A 17674-nucleotide genomic window follows, 5' to 3' on the forward strand; every position below is an offset into this window, starting at 1 on the left:
AATTCATCCAGGCGTCAGGCCACCGCACGCGGTGGGTAGATCCGGGTAGGCACGAAAGGAATCAGGCAGATCAGGGCCACGGCGACACCGGCCATGACCAGGTACAGGTCGGCCGAAGTCAGCACTTGGGCTTGTTCGTGGAGGCGCCGGGCCAGGCCTGCCGCCTGGTCATCGACCAGTGGCGCGTTGCCCAGGCTGTCCACCAGATGGTTGGAATGAAAATGCCGACGCACGGTGCCCAGGGCGTCCAGCAGCCCGGTGGCGATCACCGAGGCCAGCCCCTTGACGGTGTTGAACCAGCTGGAGGCGAACGGGCCTTCCTGGGGCGTCATGCCATTGGTGGAGAGCATCAGCAGCGGCAGCACCGACATCGGCTGACCGAACACCTGCAGCAGGTAGAAGGGGTAGAAATCGCCGCGGATCCATTGCGAGGTCAACAGGCTGCTGCCCACGCAGGAGACCGCCAGCATCCCCAGGCCCAGCGCCAGCACCCAGCGGCAGTCCACCGCACGGATGTTGCACAGTGCTGCCGTGAGCGGCAGGGCGATCAGTTGCGGCATGGCCACCAGCATCATCAACGGGCTGGTCTGCGCCGGGCGATAGCCCTGGATCTGCGCCAGGTACGCCGAAGGGATGCTGCCCACGCCCGAGAGCACGATCAGCACGCCGGCCAGTGTCACCAGGGCAAAGCTCAGGTTGCGCCGCGTCAGCAGGCGCAGCTGGAAGAACGGCAGTGGCTCGGACCATTCGTTGTACATGAACAGCACCAGCAGCAGCACGCCACCACCGAGCAGCCAACAAATCAGCGGCGAATCGAACCAGCCCCAACGATCGCCCAGGGACAAGCCCAGGACGATGCAGCTGATGGCCGGCAGGCCGAGCACCACGCCCCGCCAGTCGAATTGCTTGAAACGCTCCAGACGCAGCGGGTCCTGGGGCAAGCCCCAGCCCACGCAGAACATGGCCAGACCCGACGGCAGGATGATCTGCCAGAACGCCCACTGCCAACCGACATATTCCGTCCACAAGCCCGCCAATGGCGTGCCCAGGTTGGGGCCGAAGGTCGCGGTCAGGGCATAGCAGGCCAGGCCATAGATCTTGATACCCGGGGGCAGAAAGCGCAGCGCCACGGTCATCAGCATCGGCGGTAAGGCCCCCGATGCCAGGCCCTGGACGATGCGCAGCAGCATCAGGCTGTGCAGATTGGGCGCGAAGGGCTGGACCAGGCCTAGCACGGCGAACAGACCGGTCGCGCATAACGTGAAGCGGCGCAGGGAAAAGGTGCCGGCCATCCAAGGCGCGAAGGCCATGGCCGAGACCGAGGCGGCCGAATACACCGCCAGCAGCCAGGCGCCTTCATCGGCGCCGATGCCCATGGCGCCGCGGATGTCGGCCAGGGAAATCTTCGTCACCGCCTCATTGAGTCCGGCGCAGAGCACCGCCAACAACACGCCGAACAGCCCGACCACCACCCGCAGGCCGAACGCCGTCTGCACCGGTGCTGCAGGCGCCGGAGCGGCGACAGGCACGGCGGAAGGCGCGGACAGGGAACTCATGGACAGACATCTCCAGCAACAAATTCAAGGCAGGAGGGAAGTCTAAGAAGGTCGAATGCTGACGAAAACTGACTTATTGGCAGGTTTATGTTGCACCAGACGCAATCGACACAATTGTTAGTGGGGGAGTCGCCGCGCCCATATATCCCCTGTGTGAGCGGGCTTACCCGCGAAATCAGACGACGCGGCGCATGGCACGGGCTGCGCCCGTGGTCACGGCTGAACCCGCGCCTAATGGATCTGCGGTGATCGTCGCTCCGATTTATCCGCGAATGGCCCCGTCAGGGATCGACGCTGCAGCAGGCCTTGAGCGTCTGACGCAACCAACGATGGGCCGGGTCGTTCTGAAAGCGCGGGTGCCAGGCTTGCATGACGGTCACCTGCTCCAGCGGCAGCGGGATCTGGAACGAGCGCAGCGGCAGGCCCAGCTTGTTCACGCTGTTGAGGATGTTGGCCGGCATCGGCAGGATCAGGTCGGAATCCGGCAGCGAGAACATCGCCGAATGAAAGCTCGGGGTGATCAGCGCCACGCGCCGCTGGGCCTTGAAGTTGGCCAGTTCCACATCGATCGGCCCGTTAGCCCGGCCGCGTCGCGACACGCTGATCTGCGGGTAGGCGGCAAAGCGCTGCGGGGTGATCTGGGCGTCGAAGATCGGGTGGTCGCGGCGCGCCAGGCCAATGTATTCGGTGTGAAACAGGCTCTGCACCTTGATCTCCGGACCCAACTCCACGGTCGAGCTGATGATCAAATCGGTGCGCCCGTCGCGCAGCACGCTGTCGTCATCACCACCCGGGCTCTCGGGCACGAACCTGAGCACCGTGCGCGGCGCCTGCTCGTGCATCATGCGCAACAACTGGGCGCCGTACAGGGCGATGAACAGGTCGTTGGTGCGGATGTTGAAGGCCCGCTCCAGGTTCGGCAGATCCACCTCATCGCCACTGCGAAACACCTGCCCGGCCTGCTCGACCAAGGCCGAGACCTGCTCGCGCAGGGCCAGGGCTCGGGGCGTGGGCACCAGGCCACGGCCAGCGCGCACCAGGATCGGGTCGCCCAGGGCATCGCGGATCCGCCCCAGGGTGCGGCTCATCGCGGCGGGGCTGAGGTTCATGCGCTGCGCCGCGCCGACCACACTGCCCTCATCGAGCAGGGCATCGAGGGCGACGAGCAGGTTCATGTCGGGCAATTGCATGGGCCGTTTTCCGTGACAGCTGTGGGAAAGGACATCTTATCAGGCCGGATGGTTGCGTCTGGCGCAATGTCCCCGTGCGTGGTGGGCCATTTATCCAACGCGATGGACGATCAAGAATGGTGCGCACAGCTTCGCGGGTGAACCCGCAACAAGGCCACCACCGAACCGAAGGAACCTCCATGCCCCGCCCGGTCCTGATCGCCATCGACGCCTCCCCTGCCACCAGCGCCCTGCTCGACCTCGCCCAGCGTTACTGCCGGCCCGGCGAGCACGAACTGCACGTGCTGCTGGCCATCGACACGACCTTCGCCGTGCACGATCACCCGATGGCCTACACCGAAGAGGAAGAGCAGGAGTATCCGGCCGCCTGCGAAGAACAGCACCTGGCAGACCAGGCCGTGGCCACCGCGGTACGTGCGTTGCGCAAGGCCGGTTTCAGCAGCCATGGCTGCATGGTCGCCGCAGAGCCCGTCGAGGCCATCGTCGGCAAGGCCAGGGCGCTGGAATGCGAACTGATCATCATGGGCCACCGCCATCTGTCGCGGCTCGGGCGGCTGCTGGATCCATCGATAAGCGCGAAGGTGATCGACCGGGTGCAGGTTCCGGTGTTGGTCGGGGCGGCGGGATAAGCCAACAGGCTCGGTGCTGCCACCGACGCATTCGCGGGTGAACCCGCGAATGCGTCAGTAGCCTCAATGCCGAATTCGGATCAGCCCTCGCTCGGCTTGACCACCACCGTGCAGGTGGTCCCCGCTGCCAGCAAAAAGCCTTCCGGCACTTGATCGATATGAATGCGCACCGGCACCCGCTGGGCCAGACGCACCCAGTTGAAGGTCGGGTTCACGTCGGCGATCAGCTCGCGGCTCTGCGGGTTGTCGCGGTCGTAGATGCCGCGGGCGATACTCTCCACATGCCCCTTGATGCGCTCGCCGCTCATCATCTGCAGTTCGGCCTGGTCGCCCACCTTCACGTGGGGCAGCTTGGTCTCCTCGAAGAAGCCATACACCCAGAACGAGTTCTCATCCACCACCGCCATCACCGCCTCGCCGGTGCGGGCGTAGTCGCCCTTGTGGATGTTGAGGTTGGTGACGTAGCCATCGACCGTGGCAATGATCCGCGTGCGCTTGAGGTTGAGTTCGGCGGCCGCCAGTTGGGCCTGGGCCTGCTGGTAGTCGGCCAGCGCGGCGCTTGCGATGTTGCTGGCGTCGTCGCGGTTTTCCTTGGAGATCACCAGGTTGTCCAGGTCGGCGCGGCGCTTGGCGTTGACCTTGCGCATCTCCCACGTGGCCTTGCGCGAGGCGACCAGGGCCTTGGCTTGGTCCACCGCCAGCTGGTAGTGCTCGGGGTCGATCTGGATCAGCAGGTCTCCCTTCTTCACGCGTTGGTTGTCCTTGACCGGCACGTCCACCACGTAGCCCGGCACGTCAGCAGCGACGTTGATGATGTCGGCGCGCACCCGGCCGTCACGGGTCCAGGGGGTGGTCATGTAGTGCAGCCACAACTGGCGACCGATCACCACGGCGCCCGCCAGCACCAGCAGGGTGGCGATCAGGCTGAAGAATTTTTTCATCGAAGGATTCTCACCAGTAGACAGACAGCGCCATGGCGCCGAAGAGGCAGATGAACAGGCACAGGCGCAGCAGCGCCGGGTGCCAGAAGAAGCGGTAACCGTCATGGCTTGCGATGAAGCGGTCCAGGCCCCAGGCCAGGCCTGCGGCGAACAGGAACATCAAGGTCATGGTGGGCATGTACACGCCATGGAAGGCGATTTCACGAGGCATGGTGCAATCCTTTGGCCGGAGCCAGGGGCGACTTGGGGTCGAGCAGGGACGTACGAATGAAATGCAGGTAGCTCTGCACCCGACGCAACACCGAGGTGTCGAAGTGCCGGGCGAAGGGTTCGTCGGTGGCCTGCACGCGGCTGATGGCATGGTCAACCGCCACCAGGGCGCGTTCGTGGTTGCTGGCGTTGGGCTGCAGGAACAGCCGCGCCAAGGCCCGGCCCATCACGCGGATGGCCTGGCGCCAGGGCTGGCTTTCGGCATAGGCCGGGTGGATCGGGGCGCGCACCTGTTCCTTGCGCAGCTCGATGATCGCGTGGCCGATTTCCAGGACAGTGAACATCCAGCGCATCAGCTCGCTCTGCACCTGCGGCCGGCCGGCAGCCAAACCGTAGGCCTGGTGGAGCAGGTCGCGGGTACGGCTCTCGAACGCCGAGCCCAATCCGCGCAGGCGACCGGTGATGGCGAATAGCACTTGCTCACGCAGGTCCTGCTCCAGGCGGCTCCACAGCCAACGGCTGTTGGGCGGCAGGATGATCGCCCCGGCGGCGGCGCAGACCAGCATCCCGATGACCATGCCGATGTAATCGTTGATGAACACGTAGGGGTCGTACACCGTCAGGTTGTTCGGCACCGAGCCGATGGCGAAGAACACCAGCAGGCCGATCCCGTAGCCAGCATAGGCCGGGCGCGAGGACAGAAACGCCCCGAGCACGAACACCGGCGCCAGCACCATGCACAGCAATGGGAAGCCATCGATCCAGGGGAAGACGAAGAAGGTCTCGAAGAAGCCGACGAAGGCGCCGATCATCGTGCCGCACGCCATCTGGAACGACATGCGTTTGGGGTTCGGCGAGGCAGCCGACAGCCCCACGGTGACTGTCGCGATCAGCGTCATCATGGCGCCGCTTGGCCAGTCGCTGAGCAGCCAGTAGCTGCCCAGCAGCAACAGCACCGCCGAGGCACGCACGCCGGCAGCCAGCGACACCAGCCAGTTGGTCTGGGCCACGTAGGGCTCGTCCCACTGTTCGCGCTCGTGCCTGTGGGCGGCGAGCGAGGCGTGGGTCTGGGCGTAGCTGTACATCTCGTCGACGAAGCGGTAAAGCAGCTCGAAGGCGGTGTGGAAGTCGAGCAGGTCCGACTCGCTGGGCTCGGTCTCGAGGTAGTCGGCGCGCAGGCCGCGCACCTGGGCTTGCAGCCCTTCCTTGTAGGCCGCCAGCTCCAGGGTCAGGCGCAGCGCATCGGCGTCGGTCAGGGCGCGGCCCACATAGGGGTCGAGCAATTCGGCAAGGGTCGCCAGGCCCGGCTCGATGGCCCCGACGATCTGCAACGGCCCACGGGCGCGCAGGCGCTCCAGCAGACTGTGCAGGGCGTTGAAGCGGGTGGTGATGGCCATGAACTCGCTGTTCATGCGCACCAGCCGGCCCGAGCGCCTGCGCATGTGCGGGTCTTCGAAGGCGGTGACGTTGCGCAGACTCTCCAGGCCCACGGCCTCGGCGATGAAACGCACGTTGCTGCTTTCGTAGCGGTCCGGCTGGCTGTCGCCACGCAGGGCCTCGACCACCACCCCGGCGAACACGCCAAAGCGTTGGTACAGGGCGTTGCGCATGGCGGCGCTGGCCGACTGGGGCAGGATCGCCGCGCTGACCAAGGTCGACACCAGGATCCCCAGGGAGATTTCCAGCACCCGCCACACCGCCGCCATGAACGCTTGGTCGGGGTGCTGCAACACCGGCAGGCCGATCATCGCCGCGGTATACCCGGCCAGCACGAAACCATAGGCCTGGAAGGTGCGGTAGCGCATGGCGCCGGCCGAACACAGGCCGACCCACAACGCAAGGCTGGGCAGGAACAGCTCGGTGTTCTGCGGAAAGAGCGCGACCAGCGCGACCATCATCGCCGAGCCCGCCAGGGTGCCGAGCACCCGGTAGAAGCTTTTGGCGAACACATGCCCGCTCTGTGGCTGCATGACGATGAACACGGTGATCATCGCCGTGCGCGGTTGCGGCAGCTCCAGACGCATGGCCAGCCACAAGGTGATGAAGGCGGCTGCCAGGACCTTGAAGATGTAGACCCAGGTCACCCCGTCGGTGCGCGCCCAGGCAAAGAAGCCCCGGCGCCATTCCAGGCTCTGCAGCCAGCGCAGGGGCAGGCTCGATGTGCTCATTCGGCGTGGCTCGGCGTGTCGAAAATGGCCAGGGTCGCAGGCGTTTTCGGCGCCAACTGGCGTTGCTCGTCCGGTACGTCCTGGCCGGCCTGCAGCCCACCACCGAGGGCGGTGACCAGCTCGGCATGGGCGCTCAGGCGCGCGGCCTGGACCTGCTGTTGGATCTGCTGCTGACGGAACAGCAGGGTCTGGGCGTTGAGCACATTCAGGTAATCGGTCAGCCCGCGCTGGAAGGCGACCATGGCGATGTCATAGGTCTTCTGCGCGGCAGCCACGCTCTGTGCGGCGAAGTGCGACTGCTCTTTCATCGACTCGCGGCGGATCAGCTGGTCGGAGATGTTCTTCAGCGCACCGACCACGGTTTCGTTGTAGCGCGCCACCGCCATGTCATAGCCCGCCGATGCCACGCCCAGCTGCGAGCGCAGGCGACCGCCATCGAAGATCGGCAGGCTGATGGCCGGGCCCACGTTGTAGTTGAACTTGCGCCCGGTGAGAAACTCCAGCGGGCCACCGCCGGTGGCCATGAAGCCCAGGCTGCCGACCAGGTCGACGTTGGGGAAGAAGCCCGCGTGAGCCACATCGATGCCACGAGCCTGGGCCGCCACTTGCCAGCGGCTGGCGACCACATCGGGGCGCTGGCCGACCAGTTCGGCGGGCAGGTTCGACGGCAGCTTCAGCGGTGCGCGAAGGCTCAGGGTGGGGCGTTGGATCTGCGCGCCCTCCCCCGGCCCCTTGCCAGCCAAGGCGGCCAACTGGTTGCGGGTCAGGGCGATCTCTTCGTTGAGGCTGTCGAGCTGACGATGGGTTTCAGGCAACGGGGCCTCGGCCTGGCTGACCTCGAAGTGCGTGCCTAGGCCGCTGTCCAGACGCCGCTTGGCCAGGGCGAGGATCTGCTCCTGCTGCTCCAGCTCGGCCTGGACGATATCGCGCAGGGCGAAGTGCAGACTCAGCTGGATGTAGGCGCGCACCACGTTGTTCTGTAGCTCCAGTTGGGCCTGGCGGGCTTCGGCAACGCTCATGTGCGCCTGGTCCACGGCCTGCTCGCTGGCATTGCGCTCACGGCCCCAGAGATCCAGGGCGTAGCTCAAACCGATGGCGGCGTTGTTGTCCCAGGTGTTGGCCCCGGACAGCGCGCCAGGGCCATAGAACTGATCTTCCGGCCAGTTGTGGCGCTTGAGGGTGGCCTGGCCGTTGGCCTGGAGCTTTTCCGCCGACTCGATCACACCGGCCATGGACTTGGCTTGGCGCACCCGCGCCGCAGCCATGGCCAGGGTCGGGCTGCCGCTCTGGGCCAGCTCGACCCAGCGGTCCAACTGCGGGTCGCCATAGGCACGCCACCACTGTTGCGCCGGCCAATGGGCGTCGGTGGCAGCTTCGCGGATCGCGTCGTCGGTGGTCAGGGTGTTGGCTTGCAGCGTCTTGCTTTGCGGGGCGATGCCCCAGGTTCCGATACAGCCGCTCAAGGTGAGGCTAAGGGCACAGGCACTGAGCGCATTCAGCGCTCTGATGATGCGACGCGGCACAGCTGCGATTTCCCGAGGATGAGGTGAAGAGGCCGGGCAATTCTAGGGGGCGGTCGCACTGGCGATAAGCGCATATTCCTGCGAATCTTTGTTACCAAAACAGTGATAATCCGGCTTTAGTCTGAAGACCGTTTTGGTTACTTCATGTCACAATTTTGTCCTCTACCTTGAGAGTGACCCATGGACACCCTGCAAAACATGCGTGCTTTCAGTTGCGTAGCCCAACTCGGTAGCTTCACTGCCGCCGCGGCGCAACTGGATACGACCACCGCGAACGTCTCGCGGGCGGTCTCCAACCTGGAAGCCCATCTGCAAACTCGGCTGCTCAACCGCACCACCCGACGCATCGCTCTGACCGAGGCGGGCAAGCGTTACCTGATGCGCTGCGAACAGATTCTCACCTTCGTCGAAGAAGCCGAGGCCGAAGCCAGCGATGCCCACGCCCGCCCGGCCGGGCAGTTGAAGGTGCATTCGATGACCGGCGTCGGCCAGCACTTCGTGGTCGATGCCATCGCCCGCTACCGTGAGTCGCACCCGGACGTGACCTTCGACCTGACCATGGCCAACCGCGTACCGGACCTGCTCGACGAGGGCTATGACGTGTCCATCGTGCTGGCCAGCGAGCTGCCGGATTCCGGCTTCGTCTCCCAGCGTCTGGGCATCACCTACAGCATCGTCTGCGCCTCGCCCGAGTACGTGGCCAAGCACGGCACCGCGCACAAACCATCCGACCTGCTCAAGCATTCGTGCCTGCGCATGGTCAGCCCGGTGATCCCGCTGGAGAAGTGGCTGTTCGACGGTCCGGAAGGCCAGGAGGTGGTCAACATCACCAGCTCGCCGTTCCAGGTCAATTCGGCCGACGCCATGAAGACGGCGATCCGCAGCGGCATGGGCGTGGGCGTGCTGCCGATCTATTCGGCCATCGACGGCCTGCGCGACGGCAGCATCGTGCGGATCATGCCCGACTACCGTCTGCAGGAGCTGAACCTCTACGCAATCTACCCCTCGCGCCAGTACCTGGATGCCAAGATCAAGACCTGGGTCGAATACCTGCGCAACTCGCTGCCGGAAATCCTCGCCGCCCACGAGGCGGACCTGAAGATCCACGAGAGCGGTCGCTAACCGCAAGTTTCAAGCCGCAAGAAAAACCAGGCCCACGCCGCCCGGCTTTTCTTGCCGCTCGAAGCGTGAAGCTTGTAGCTTTCAATTTTTTGCCATGAGAAGTAGCCCGATGAAAAAGACCGTCCTGGCCTTCAGCCGCATCACCCCGGCCATGGCCGAACGCCTGCAGCAAGACTTCAACGTGATCGTGCCCAACCCCAAGCACGGTGACATCGCCGCCCAGTTCAACGAAGCCCTGCCCCAGGCCCATGGCCTGATCGGCGTCGGTCGCAAGCTCGGCCGGGCGCAGCTCGAGGGCGCAGGCAAGCTGGAGGTGGTGTCCAGCGTCTCGGTCGGCTACGACAACTACGACCTGGACTATTTCAACGAGCGCGGCATCGCCCTGACCAACACCCCCGACGTGCTCACCGAAAGCACCGCCGACCTGGCCTTCGCCCTGGTCATGGGCTGTGCGCGCCGGGTCGCCGAGCTCGACGCCTGGACCAAGGCTGGCCACTGGCAAGCCACCGTCGGCCCAGCCCATTTCGGCAGCGACGTGCATGGCAAGACCCTTGGCATCGTCGGTCTGGGCAACATCGGCGCCGCCATCGCCCGGCGCGGCCGCTTCGGTTTCAACATGCAGGTGCTGTACAGCGGCAACAACCGCAAGCCCGCGCTGGAACAGGAGCTTGGAGCCCAATACCGCAGCCTGGAGCAACTGCTGGCCGAAGCCGACTTCGTGTGCCTGGTGGTGCCGTTGTCGGAGGCCACGCGCAAGTTGATCGGTGCCCGCGAGCTCAAACTGATGAAGCCCAGCGCCTTTTTGGTCAACGTCTCCCGCGGGCCGGTAGTGGACGAGGCGGCGCTGGTCGAGGCGCTGCAGAGCGGCACGATTCGCGGTGCCGGGCTGGACGTGTACGAGAAAGAGCCGCTGGCCGACTCGCCGCTGTTCACGCTGCCCAACGCCCTGACCCTGCCACACGTGGGTTCCGCCACCGCTGAAACCCGCGAAGCCATGGCCAATCGGGCGATCGACAACCTGCGCGCGGCGCTGTTGGGCGAGCGACCTCGGGACCTGGTCAACCCGCAGGTCTGGAAGGGCTGAGTCGTGTTTCAGGAGGCCTTCGCGGGTGAACCCACGAAGGCCTCAGCGCCGCACTACCTGATCTTGCGCCGCCTGCCGACGACCTTGCGCACCACATAGCGCGGCCGGTGCTTGGTTTCCTGGTAGATCCGCCCGATGTACTCCCCCAGGATGCCGATGCCGATCAGCTGCACCCCGCCCAGGAACAAAATGGCCGTCATCAACGATGGATATCCCGGCACATCGGTCCCCCACAGCAATTTGTCGACCACCATGTACACCGCAAAGGCAAACGCGAACAGCGACACCCCACCGCCTACGTAAGTCCATAGCCGCAAGGGCACGGTGCTGAACGAGGTGATGCCGTCTAGCGCCAGGTTCCACAGTCGCCAGACGCTGAACTTGCTGTTGCCCGCGACCCGCGGCGGCCGGTCGTACTCGATGATTTCGGTGCGAAACCCCACCCACGACAATACCCCTTTCATGAACAACTGCTGCTCCGGCAACTGGCGGATCGCGGCGACCACCTTGCGGTCGAGCAGACGAAAATCACCGACGTTCTCCTCGATGTGGGTCGAGGCGATGCGGTTGTGCAGGCGGTAATAGAGCCGCGCGCTCCAACGCTTGAACGGCGTATCGGCAGCCCGGTCGCGGCGCTTGGCCAGGACCACGTCGGCGCCCTGCTGCCAGCGTTCGACCATCTGCGCGACCAGCTCGATGGGGTCCTGCAGATCGACATCGATCGGCACCATGGCATCGCCCTCGGCGTACTCCAGCCCGGCGAACAGCGCCGACTCCTTGCCGAAGTTGCGCGAGAAATTGATCACCGTGACCCATTCATCGCGCATAGCCAGGTCTGCGCAGATGGCCTCGGTGCCATCGGTGCTGCCATCGTTGATGAACAGAATCTCCACTGTCATGCCCTGCAACGACGGCTCGCGCCGCACGGCGCGGTAGAAGCGCTCCAGGGTGTCCTGCTCGTTGTACACCGGCACGATCAGGGAAATGTTCATGGCGCCCTCCGTCTGAACACTACAGTGCGCGAATAGCTATAGCCCACCACCAGGCTGACCGTGGAGAACGCCACGAGGGTCAACCAGGGCGACAGGCGCGCCCAGTCGGACACCGCCCCCATGGCCAGGCTCAGCCCTCCCATACCCGCCAGGAACAACAGGTAGCGCTTGCCGCCTGGCCGGGCGAAGAAGGTGTAGCGGGCGTTGAGCTGGTAGGACAGGCTCGCCGCCCCGGCAAAGGCCAATACATTGCTCAGCGCCTGGCTGCGCCCAAGGACCAGGTGCAGCACGAAGAACACGAGCCAGTGCACGCCTGTGTTGACCAGGCCGACCACGCCATAGCGGGCGAAGCGCCGAAGGTTCACCAACGGTAGCGCTCGGGGTCGCGGGGCTTTTTCATCAGCACGTAGACGGTATCGCCCAACCCATGGATGTCATAGAACTTGCCTCGCACTACAGGTTGCGGGCTACGCGCCAGCACCTGTCGACGGTCCAGCGGCGGATGCGAGCCGAAGTTGCTCAGGCCTACACGCGGCATCATTTCCGGGAGCAGCAGGTAGTTGATGTTGAGCACATAACGCAGCGCCGGCATGGCCTTGAACGAGCCACTGGCGGCCGGCAACCACTGGCCGCCAGAGTCGATGCCCAGCACGTAGTAGCGTCGGGCGCTGGCCAGCGAGGGCTGGGCGCTGATGTCGTGGGCCAGGGCGAAGGTGACGGCCTGGTGCAGCGTCTTCTGCACGATCAGCACGCGGCCGTAGGCGAAGGCGAACGACAGCATGCACAACAGCGGTATCACCAGCAGCCAGCCCAGGCGCGGGTGGATTTCACTGAGCGCCTCATGGGCGAGCAGCAGCACCAGCAGCATGAGCACGCCCAGGCCCATCAAGGTGCGCGCGCCATCGTTGAAATCGGCGAACACCAACGTGATGCCGGGGATTAGCAGCAGAATCACCGGTATCGGCACCAGCAACGCCAGGCATAAGCCGACACGGGCGCCGACGCTACCCTGCCCGTCCAGCACACGCCAGAGGTGCCGGGCCAGCGCGACGATCGCGAGCGCGATCAACACCAGGCAGCACCACGTGGTGCCCGGCGTGAACAACAACCCCACTCGCTCGCCGATCACCTCCAGCCGTGCCACAGTGATGAACGGCCAAGGCCCCTCGACAGGCAGCAAGCCCTGGCGCAAGGGCGTCATCAGTTGATAGGCCGTCAGCCCATACAGCGCACAACCGCCCAGCGCCTGGCCCAGGCGCCCTAGCGCATGGCGCCAGACCTGGCCGCACCGCTTGCCCAGCATTACCTGGCGCATGACCTCCACACCGCACAGCCCGGCGAACACGTTCAGGCTGATCTGGTAGAAAGCCAGCGCCACCGCCACCAGCAGTGCGCCGCAGAGTATCTGTCGCCAGCTGCCAGGCTCCAGGGTGATGGCCAGCACACAGGCGGCCAGCGCCAGTGCCATGGTCGGTCCGTCGTACTGGTAAGAGAGGTTTTGCAGGAAGAACGGTTGATACCACAGCGGCAGCACCACCAGTACCGCGCTGGCGGTGGGAGCGACGAAATAGTGACGCACAAGGCGGGCCAGGGCCAGGGCGGCCGCCGTGCCTGCCAGCAACAGCGGCAAGGGGAACAGGTTCGGCGCCCCATGGCCGAAGCCAAGCGCGCCGTAGAACAGGTCGTTCATCACCCGCCCCTCGACTGCCCAGGCATTGCCGGCCAGATGCCCGCGCCAGCTGTCGTCCATGTACGGGTAGTCAGCCAGCAACAGCGGGATCACGTGCAGGCCGAGGGCGAGCAGGCACAGCAACTGTACCTGGCGGTACGACAGGTGTCGGTCCCAGGCTGACAGTGTCGACATGGCCGGATCCAACGATAAAAGGTCTGGCCTAGTGTAGACACCGGCGAATCTGACGCGCGGTATTCGCGGGCTTCCCCATGAAAGAACCGCACCAGAGGGCCGTCGCCTACCTCACGCCGACCGCACGCCCCATCACCTTGGCCTTTGGCTTGCGAAACACCAGCACGTTGCCCGCCATCACCGCCACCAGCCCCAGCAGCGCTGGCGCCGTCCACTGGTAGCCCTCGGCGACGGCCGAGACATTCAACGCCACCAGCGGGAACAGCACCGTGCAGTAGGCCGCCCGCTCCGGCCCCATGCGTCCGACCAAGGTCAGGTAGGCGGTGAAACCTATGACCGACCCCGGGATCACCAGGTACAGCAGCGAACCGATGTAGCGGGTGTTCCATTCCATGTCGAAGGGAATGCCGCTGAGCAGGCAGTACAGTGCCAGCATCATCGCCCCATACACCATGCCCCAGGCGTTGGTGGTCATGGGCTTGAGCCCTGCCTTCTGCTGCACGCTGGAAAGCATGTTGCCCGCCGAGAAACACAATGTGCCCAGCAACGCCAGGCCCAGGCCGTACAAGGTCTCGCGGCTGGCAGTGTGGCTGAACAGCTCCGGCCAGAACAGCAGGCCCAGGCCCACCAGCCCCAAGGCACCACCACCCAACACATTGGCGGCGATACGCTGGCCAAAGAAGATCCGCGCGTTGAGTGCGTTCCATAGGGTGGCGGTAGAGAACACCACGGCGATCAGCCCACTGGCAATCCACTGGCTGGCGGTGAGAAAACACATGAAGTTGACGCAGAACAGGCAAAAACCCTGGGCCAGGCACACCAGGTGGGCGCGGCGGTTCATCGGTTGCAGGCGCCGGGTGAGCAAGAGGATGGCGAACAGGATCAACCCGGCCAGGGCGAAGCGATAGACGATCGACACCGGGATGGCGACCACGCCCAGCTGCAGTTTCAGGGCGATCCAGGTGGTGCCCCAGATCAGGACAGTGAGCAGATAGAGCGAGAGGTTCATGGCAGGACTTCCGTGGCGGTCACAAGAGCTGGGGCTGCGTTGCAGCCCATCGCAGGCTTCGCCAGCGCCCACAAGGCTCAGTGGCACCTGCAGGCGAAGCCTGTGATCGAGGGCCCAGCCCTCGTCGTGATCTCCAGTCTCCACCCGCCGCCGATGCCTGCGCTTGCACAAACTTGCGCATTTGCCATCCCCGGGGCTGTCAGCCCGAACGCCACGCAGTAGGATGGCAACACGAGGAATCGCCGATGACCCCACTGACCCAATTGCAAGTTTTCAACGCCATGCACGCCTCCCCCAATGCCCGCCTGGAGCTGAGCGCGCACCTGGGCGACGGCCTGGCTGCAGCAATGTGGAGCAATCGCGACGATGCCCGCGACTACCAGGCACCGAGCCACCATACCCTGTCGTGCTACATCGCCGACGGCACCGGCACCTTCCGACGTCAGCGCCCGGCCGACAAAGGCGCGCCGGACAAACTGTGCATCATGCCCGCAGGTCACGAGTCCAACTGGGTGGTCAATGGGCACATCCGCCTGGCCCACCTCTACATCAGCGAGGCCCAGTTCGCCCTGGGTTGCCTGCACCTGCTCGACCGCGAACCGCGGGAAATGCAGTTGCAAGAGGCGACCTTCCTCGATGATCCGCAACAGGCCCGACGCTTCCGCCAACTGGTGACCCTGGACTGGGACGAACCCGGCGAGCGTCTCTTGGCCAGTAGCCTGGCCCACGAAATCGTCGACCACGCCGTGCTCAGCCAGGCAGGTCTGCGCCAGGGCCTGCGCCTGAAGGGCGGCCTGGCACCGCACCAGCGCCGGCAGTTGGTGGAGTACATCGAAGCGCACCTGGACCAACCCATCACCCTGGGCGAGCTGGCCGTGCGCTGCAACCTGTCCGAATACCACTTCGCCCGCATGTTCCGTACAAGCTTCGGCCTGCCGCCGCACCAGTACCTGCTGGCCCGCCGCCTCAACCGCGCCTGCCAGCTGTTGCGCCTGGGCCAGTTGCCGCTGGGCCAGGTGGCCCTGCTATGTGGATTCGCCAGCGCCAGCCACTTCAGCAACCGCTTCCGCCAGGCCCTGGGCGCGACGCCCGGGGACTACCGGGCGGCCTTCTCCGGCTGAGCGACGAGCGCACGTTCGCCGGGCGCATCAGCACCAGAAGCATGTTTCGGCGGTTTGCCAAGGCCGATTTGCAACAGAAAATTTATTTTCAAAAGGGGCTTGATTTCGTTTCGCCGTTGGCTGACTTTAGGGTCAAGAGGCGAAGAAATTCCAAGGGCCTCAAAGGCCTAGGCGCGTCTCTTGCGAGCAAGCTGAATAAGGATTGAATCATGCAAATCCAGGTCAACAGCAGCAATCACATCGAAGGCAACATCCGGCTCAACGAGTGGGTTCGCAGCACGCTTGAAAGCACGCTCGAACGCTACGAGGACGACCTCACCCGCATCGAGGTCCACCTGCGTGACGAGAACGGCGCCAAGCCCGGCCCACATGACAAACGCTGCCAGATGGAGGCTCGCCCGAAAGGCCATCAACCGATTTCCGTGACCCACACCGCCACGTCCCTGGACCAGGCTGTGGATGGCGCCGCCAGCAAGCTGAACAACGCGCTGGATCACTTCTACGGCAAGTTGCGCAGCAAACGTGGGGTACTTCAGATGAGCGACCCTGAAGCCTGAACCCCGCGATCGACAAAGAACGCCCGGCATTGCCGGGCGTTTTCATGTCCACCGATCAATGGCCCTGAACCAACCGCGCGCTCAGTCGGTCAACCTCTGCAGTCATTCATTACAGACAGCCCGACCATGCACAATCCATTCGACCAGATCAGCGACGCCTTCGCCCCCGAGTACCGGGTCAACCTGAGCATCGAACGCCTGGACGGCAGCATCATGCTCACCCTCTCCGACGACAGCGGTGTAGTCGCCAAACGCCTGATCACCGCCGCCCAGCGCAATGACCCGCAGCGTCTGCAGCGGGTGATCGACAGCATCCGCCTGGGGCTGGCCATCGAACTGGGCCAGAACCCGCTGGAGGTCCTGGCCGCCCTCACCCAAGCCCCCCACCAGACACCACGCCGCTTCCCCGCCGCCGGCCTGGCCAACTGACCCCTACTTGCCGTCCTCGACCTCTTTGCCATTGGCATCGAGCACCTTGGTGGACGGATAGCGGTACGAGGCGTAGCGCACCACAAGAATCGAAAACGTCAGCAGCAGGATGCCGCCGCACAGGTACAGATGCGGCTTCCGCGCAACGCACCCCAATACGCTATCTAGCATCAGGCGATTACTAGATCCCGGAGAGCCGGTACGCCTGCGTGCAATAAAAAATCGATGACTATTTCTCAGTCTATGCCAGAAGTTTCGTATCGCTGGGGCACGGCAGAATGTCCAATAATATGTATGAAATAGAGGCAATTTATCGGCCGGTCGCTCAGATTGTGCTCAGTGAGGAAGGCTTACCAACAGGCTGCAAAAAGGGTGGGAGCAGGCGCCTTGGAAGGAAATATGGCTTATGGTTCGGTCGACTTGGCTCTTTCGGCCTGCAGCCTTAGTAAGCTGATATTGAAACCAGATGCATGGCGTTTATTTAGGTATGTACGCAGCGATTATGTTCGAGGATATGAGAAATCAAGCAAAGCGGCATTAGCATTTGAAGCCATCTCCGACACCGCCACCCTCAACGCCTTATATATGGAGAGTCAAAGCGGTGACCAGTAACCCGTTACTGATGGAGGCCTTATACCTACTGATCTCCCTGATAGCCTTCTTGGCCTTCCACTCGACATCAAAAATAATTTCCGGAGCACGTCTTACCCCTGGAGTATTTTTAATTTTTCTTGCACCACTTATACTCTGGGGAGCGACCCAACTCAGCGTAGCCCGTTATGGCTATGTTTTATTCTATCTACCCTCCCGAGATTTTTTGGGAGGTGACTATATAATCCGCTGGGTCGCGTTCATAAGCGCCCTGCTTCAAATATTTTGTCTGCCGAGCAAGGACAGTCCAAGACGATACTTGTCACGACAGTGAACTCAATGTTCTCCAGCTGCACATCTTGAACACCTACACTCTGTACGGAATGTATCCGCACTCGCCCATACTACGTTTAAACGGGGCTCGGAATGCTCATGCACTCCAGCGCACTTCGCTTTCTGACCCCGTTTCGCCTAGTCTGGCCTTTGCGCGAACACACTTCATATCCCTGGGGACACGGCTACCCTTCAACCCGTTCAGCGCCGGGTTCGCAACCGAGCAACAACAGCATGGCCCAGGCCTGGCCAACTGACCCCTACTTGCCGTCCTCGACCTCTTTGCCATTGGCATCGAGCACCTTGGTGGACGGATAGCGGTACGAGGCGTAGCGCACCACAAGAATCGAAAACG

At 64.0% G+C, this 17674-nt stretch carries 17 protein-coding genes and 2 pseudogenes; 7 read left to right on the top strand and 12 right to left on the bottom strand.

The window, feature by feature from the left end:
- Positions 1–14: 14 nt before the first annotated feature.
- A complete protein-coding gene (locus DQ397_RS22935; RefSeq protein WP_043207406.1) occupies positions 15–1556 on the bottom strand; it encodes an MFS transporter in 1542 nt (513 codons plus the stop codon).
- A 281-nt stretch (positions 1557–1837) separates the two neighbouring features.
- A complete protein-coding gene (locus DQ397_RS22940) occupies positions 1838–2746 on the bottom strand; it encodes a LysR family transcriptional regulator (RefSeq protein ID WP_043207404.1) in 909 nt (302 codons plus the stop codon).
- Between the two features lie 179 nt (positions 2747–2925).
- Between DQ397_RS22940 and DQ397_RS22945 the strand changes: the two genes are divergently transcribed.
- Positions 2926–3375, top strand: coding sequence for a universal stress protein (locus tag DQ397_RS22945; RefSeq protein WP_043207401.1), 450 nt, complete (start codon positions 2926–2928; stop codon positions 3373–3375).
- Between the two features lie 80 nt (positions 3376–3455).
- Here the strand turns inward: DQ397_RS22945 and DQ397_RS22950 are convergent, their stop codons facing one another.
- The 4 genes from DQ397_RS22950 to DQ397_RS22965 are packed head-to-tail and all read right to left on the bottom strand — an operon-like array spanning position 3456 to position 8217.
- On the bottom strand, positions 3456–4316 hold the full coding sequence (locus DQ397_RS22950) for an HlyD family secretion protein (protein ID WP_043207398.1): 861 nt from the start codon (positions 4314–4316) through the stop codon (positions 3456–3458).
- A 10-nt stretch (positions 4317–4326) separates the two neighbouring features.
- Entirely contained in the window at positions 4327–4527 is a 201-nt protein-coding gene (locus DQ397_RS22955) for a DUF1656 domain-containing protein (protein ID WP_043207396.1), read from the bottom strand.
- Positions 4517–6694 carry an FUSC family protein gene (locus DQ397_RS22960; protein ID WP_043207393.1) on the bottom strand — a complete coding sequence of 726 codons (2178 nt, stop codon included), beginning with the start codon at positions 6692–6694 and terminating at the stop codon, positions 4517–4519. The genes DQ397_RS22955 and DQ397_RS22960 overlap by 11 nt, the downstream gene beginning before the upstream one ends.
- Complete coding sequence (locus tag DQ397_RS22965) at positions 6691–8217, bottom strand: efflux transporter outer membrane subunit (RefSeq protein ID WP_043207391.1); 1527 nt, start codon at positions 8215–8217, stop codon at positions 6691–6693. The genes DQ397_RS22960 and DQ397_RS22965 overlap by 4 nt, the downstream gene beginning before the upstream one ends.
- A 180-nt stretch (positions 8218–8397) precedes the next feature.
- On the opposite strand from DQ397_RS22965, the gene DQ397_RS22970 reads away from it, so the two are divergent.
- Both DQ397_RS22970 and DQ397_RS22975 read left to right on the top strand, forming a co-directional pair.
- On the top strand, positions 8398–9339 hold the full coding sequence (locus DQ397_RS22970) for a LysR family transcriptional regulator (protein WP_043207389.1): 942 nt from the start codon (positions 8398–8400) through the stop codon (positions 9337–9339).
- Between the two features lie 109 nt (positions 9340–9448).
- Positions 9449–10423 (top strand): D-glycerate dehydrogenase, encoded by a 975-nt coding sequence (locus DQ397_RS22975; protein ID WP_043207386.1) that lies wholly within the window; start codon positions 9449–9451, stop codon positions 10421–10423.
- Between the two features lie 53 nt (positions 10424–10476).
- Here the strand turns inward: DQ397_RS22975 and DQ397_RS22980 are convergent, their stop codons facing one another.
- The 4 genes from DQ397_RS22980 to DQ397_RS22995 all read right to left on the bottom strand — a co-directional run bounded on the left by DQ397_RS22980 (position 10477) and on the right by DQ397_RS22995 (position 14288).
- Positions 10477–11415, bottom strand: a complete 939-nt coding sequence (locus DQ397_RS22980; protein ID WP_043207384.1) for a glycosyltransferase family 2 protein — start codon at positions 11413–11415, stop codon at positions 10477–10479.
- Positions 11412–11780 carry a GtrA family protein gene (locus tag DQ397_RS22985; RefSeq protein WP_306106463.1) on the bottom strand — a complete coding sequence of 123 codons (369 nt, stop codon included), beginning with the start codon at positions 11778–11780 and terminating at the stop codon, positions 11412–11414. Before DQ397_RS22985 ends, DQ397_RS22980 begins: the two co-directional genes overlap by 4 nt.
- On the bottom strand, positions 11777–13279 hold the full coding sequence (locus DQ397_RS22990; RefSeq protein ID WP_043207379.1) for a glucosyltransferase domain-containing protein: 1503 nt from the start codon (positions 13277–13279) through the stop codon (positions 11777–11779). Before DQ397_RS22990 ends, DQ397_RS22985 begins: the two co-directional genes overlap by 4 nt.
- 106 nt (positions 13280–13385) lie before the next feature.
- Positions 13386–14288 (bottom strand): DMT family transporter, encoded by a 903-nt coding sequence (locus DQ397_RS22995; RefSeq protein ID WP_043207378.1) that lies wholly within the window; start codon positions 14286–14288, stop codon positions 13386–13388.
- A 245-nt stretch (positions 14289–14533) separates the two neighbouring features.
- Here DQ397_RS22995 and DQ397_RS23000 point away from each other — a divergent pair, with 245 nt between their 5' ends.
- The 3 genes from DQ397_RS23000 to DQ397_RS23010 all read left to right on the top strand — a co-directional run bounded on the left by DQ397_RS23000 (position 14534) and on the right by DQ397_RS23010 (position 16395).
- A complete protein-coding gene (locus tag DQ397_RS23000) occupies positions 14534–15409 on the top strand; it encodes a helix-turn-helix domain-containing protein (protein WP_043207374.1) in 876 nt (291 codons plus the stop codon).
- 209 nt (positions 15410–15618) lie between these two features.
- Complete coding sequence (locus tag DQ397_RS23005; protein WP_043207371.1) at positions 15619–15966, top strand: HPF/RaiA family ribosome-associated protein; 348 nt, start codon at positions 15619–15621, stop codon at positions 15964–15966.
- 126 nt (positions 15967–16092) lie between these two features.
- Positions 16093–16395: a DUF3509 domain-containing protein gene (locus DQ397_RS23010; RefSeq protein ID WP_043207369.1), complete on the top strand. Its 303-nt coding sequence runs from the start codon at positions 16093–16095 to the stop codon at positions 16393–16395.
- Between the two features lie 3 nt (positions 16396–16398).
- Here the strand turns inward: DQ397_RS23010 and DQ397_RS23015 are convergent.
- Positions 16399–16524, bottom strand: a pseudogene (locus DQ397_RS23015) (phosphate-starvation-inducible protein PsiE); the annotation flags it as partial.
- A gap of 210 nt (positions 16525–16734) precedes the next feature.
- Between DQ397_RS23015 and DQ397_RS23020 the strand changes: the two are divergent.
- Positions 16735–17007 carry a DUF4225 domain-containing protein gene (locus tag DQ397_RS23020; RefSeq protein WP_080642054.1) on the top strand — a complete coding sequence of 91 codons (273 nt, stop codon included), beginning with the start codon at positions 16735–16737 and terminating at the stop codon, positions 17005–17007.
- 572 nt (positions 17008–17579) lie between these two features.
- On the opposite strand, the pseudogene DQ397_RS23025 reads toward DQ397_RS23020, so the two are convergent.
- Positions 17580–17674, bottom strand: a pseudogene (locus DQ397_RS23025) (phosphate-starvation-inducible protein PsiE); the annotation flags it as partial.

The organism is Pseudomonas sp. CK-NBRI-02 (assembly GCF_008124495.1).
Classification (GTDB): domain Bacteria; phylum Pseudomonadota; class Gammaproteobacteria; order Pseudomonadales; family Pseudomonadaceae; genus Aquipseudomonas; species Aquipseudomonas guariconensis.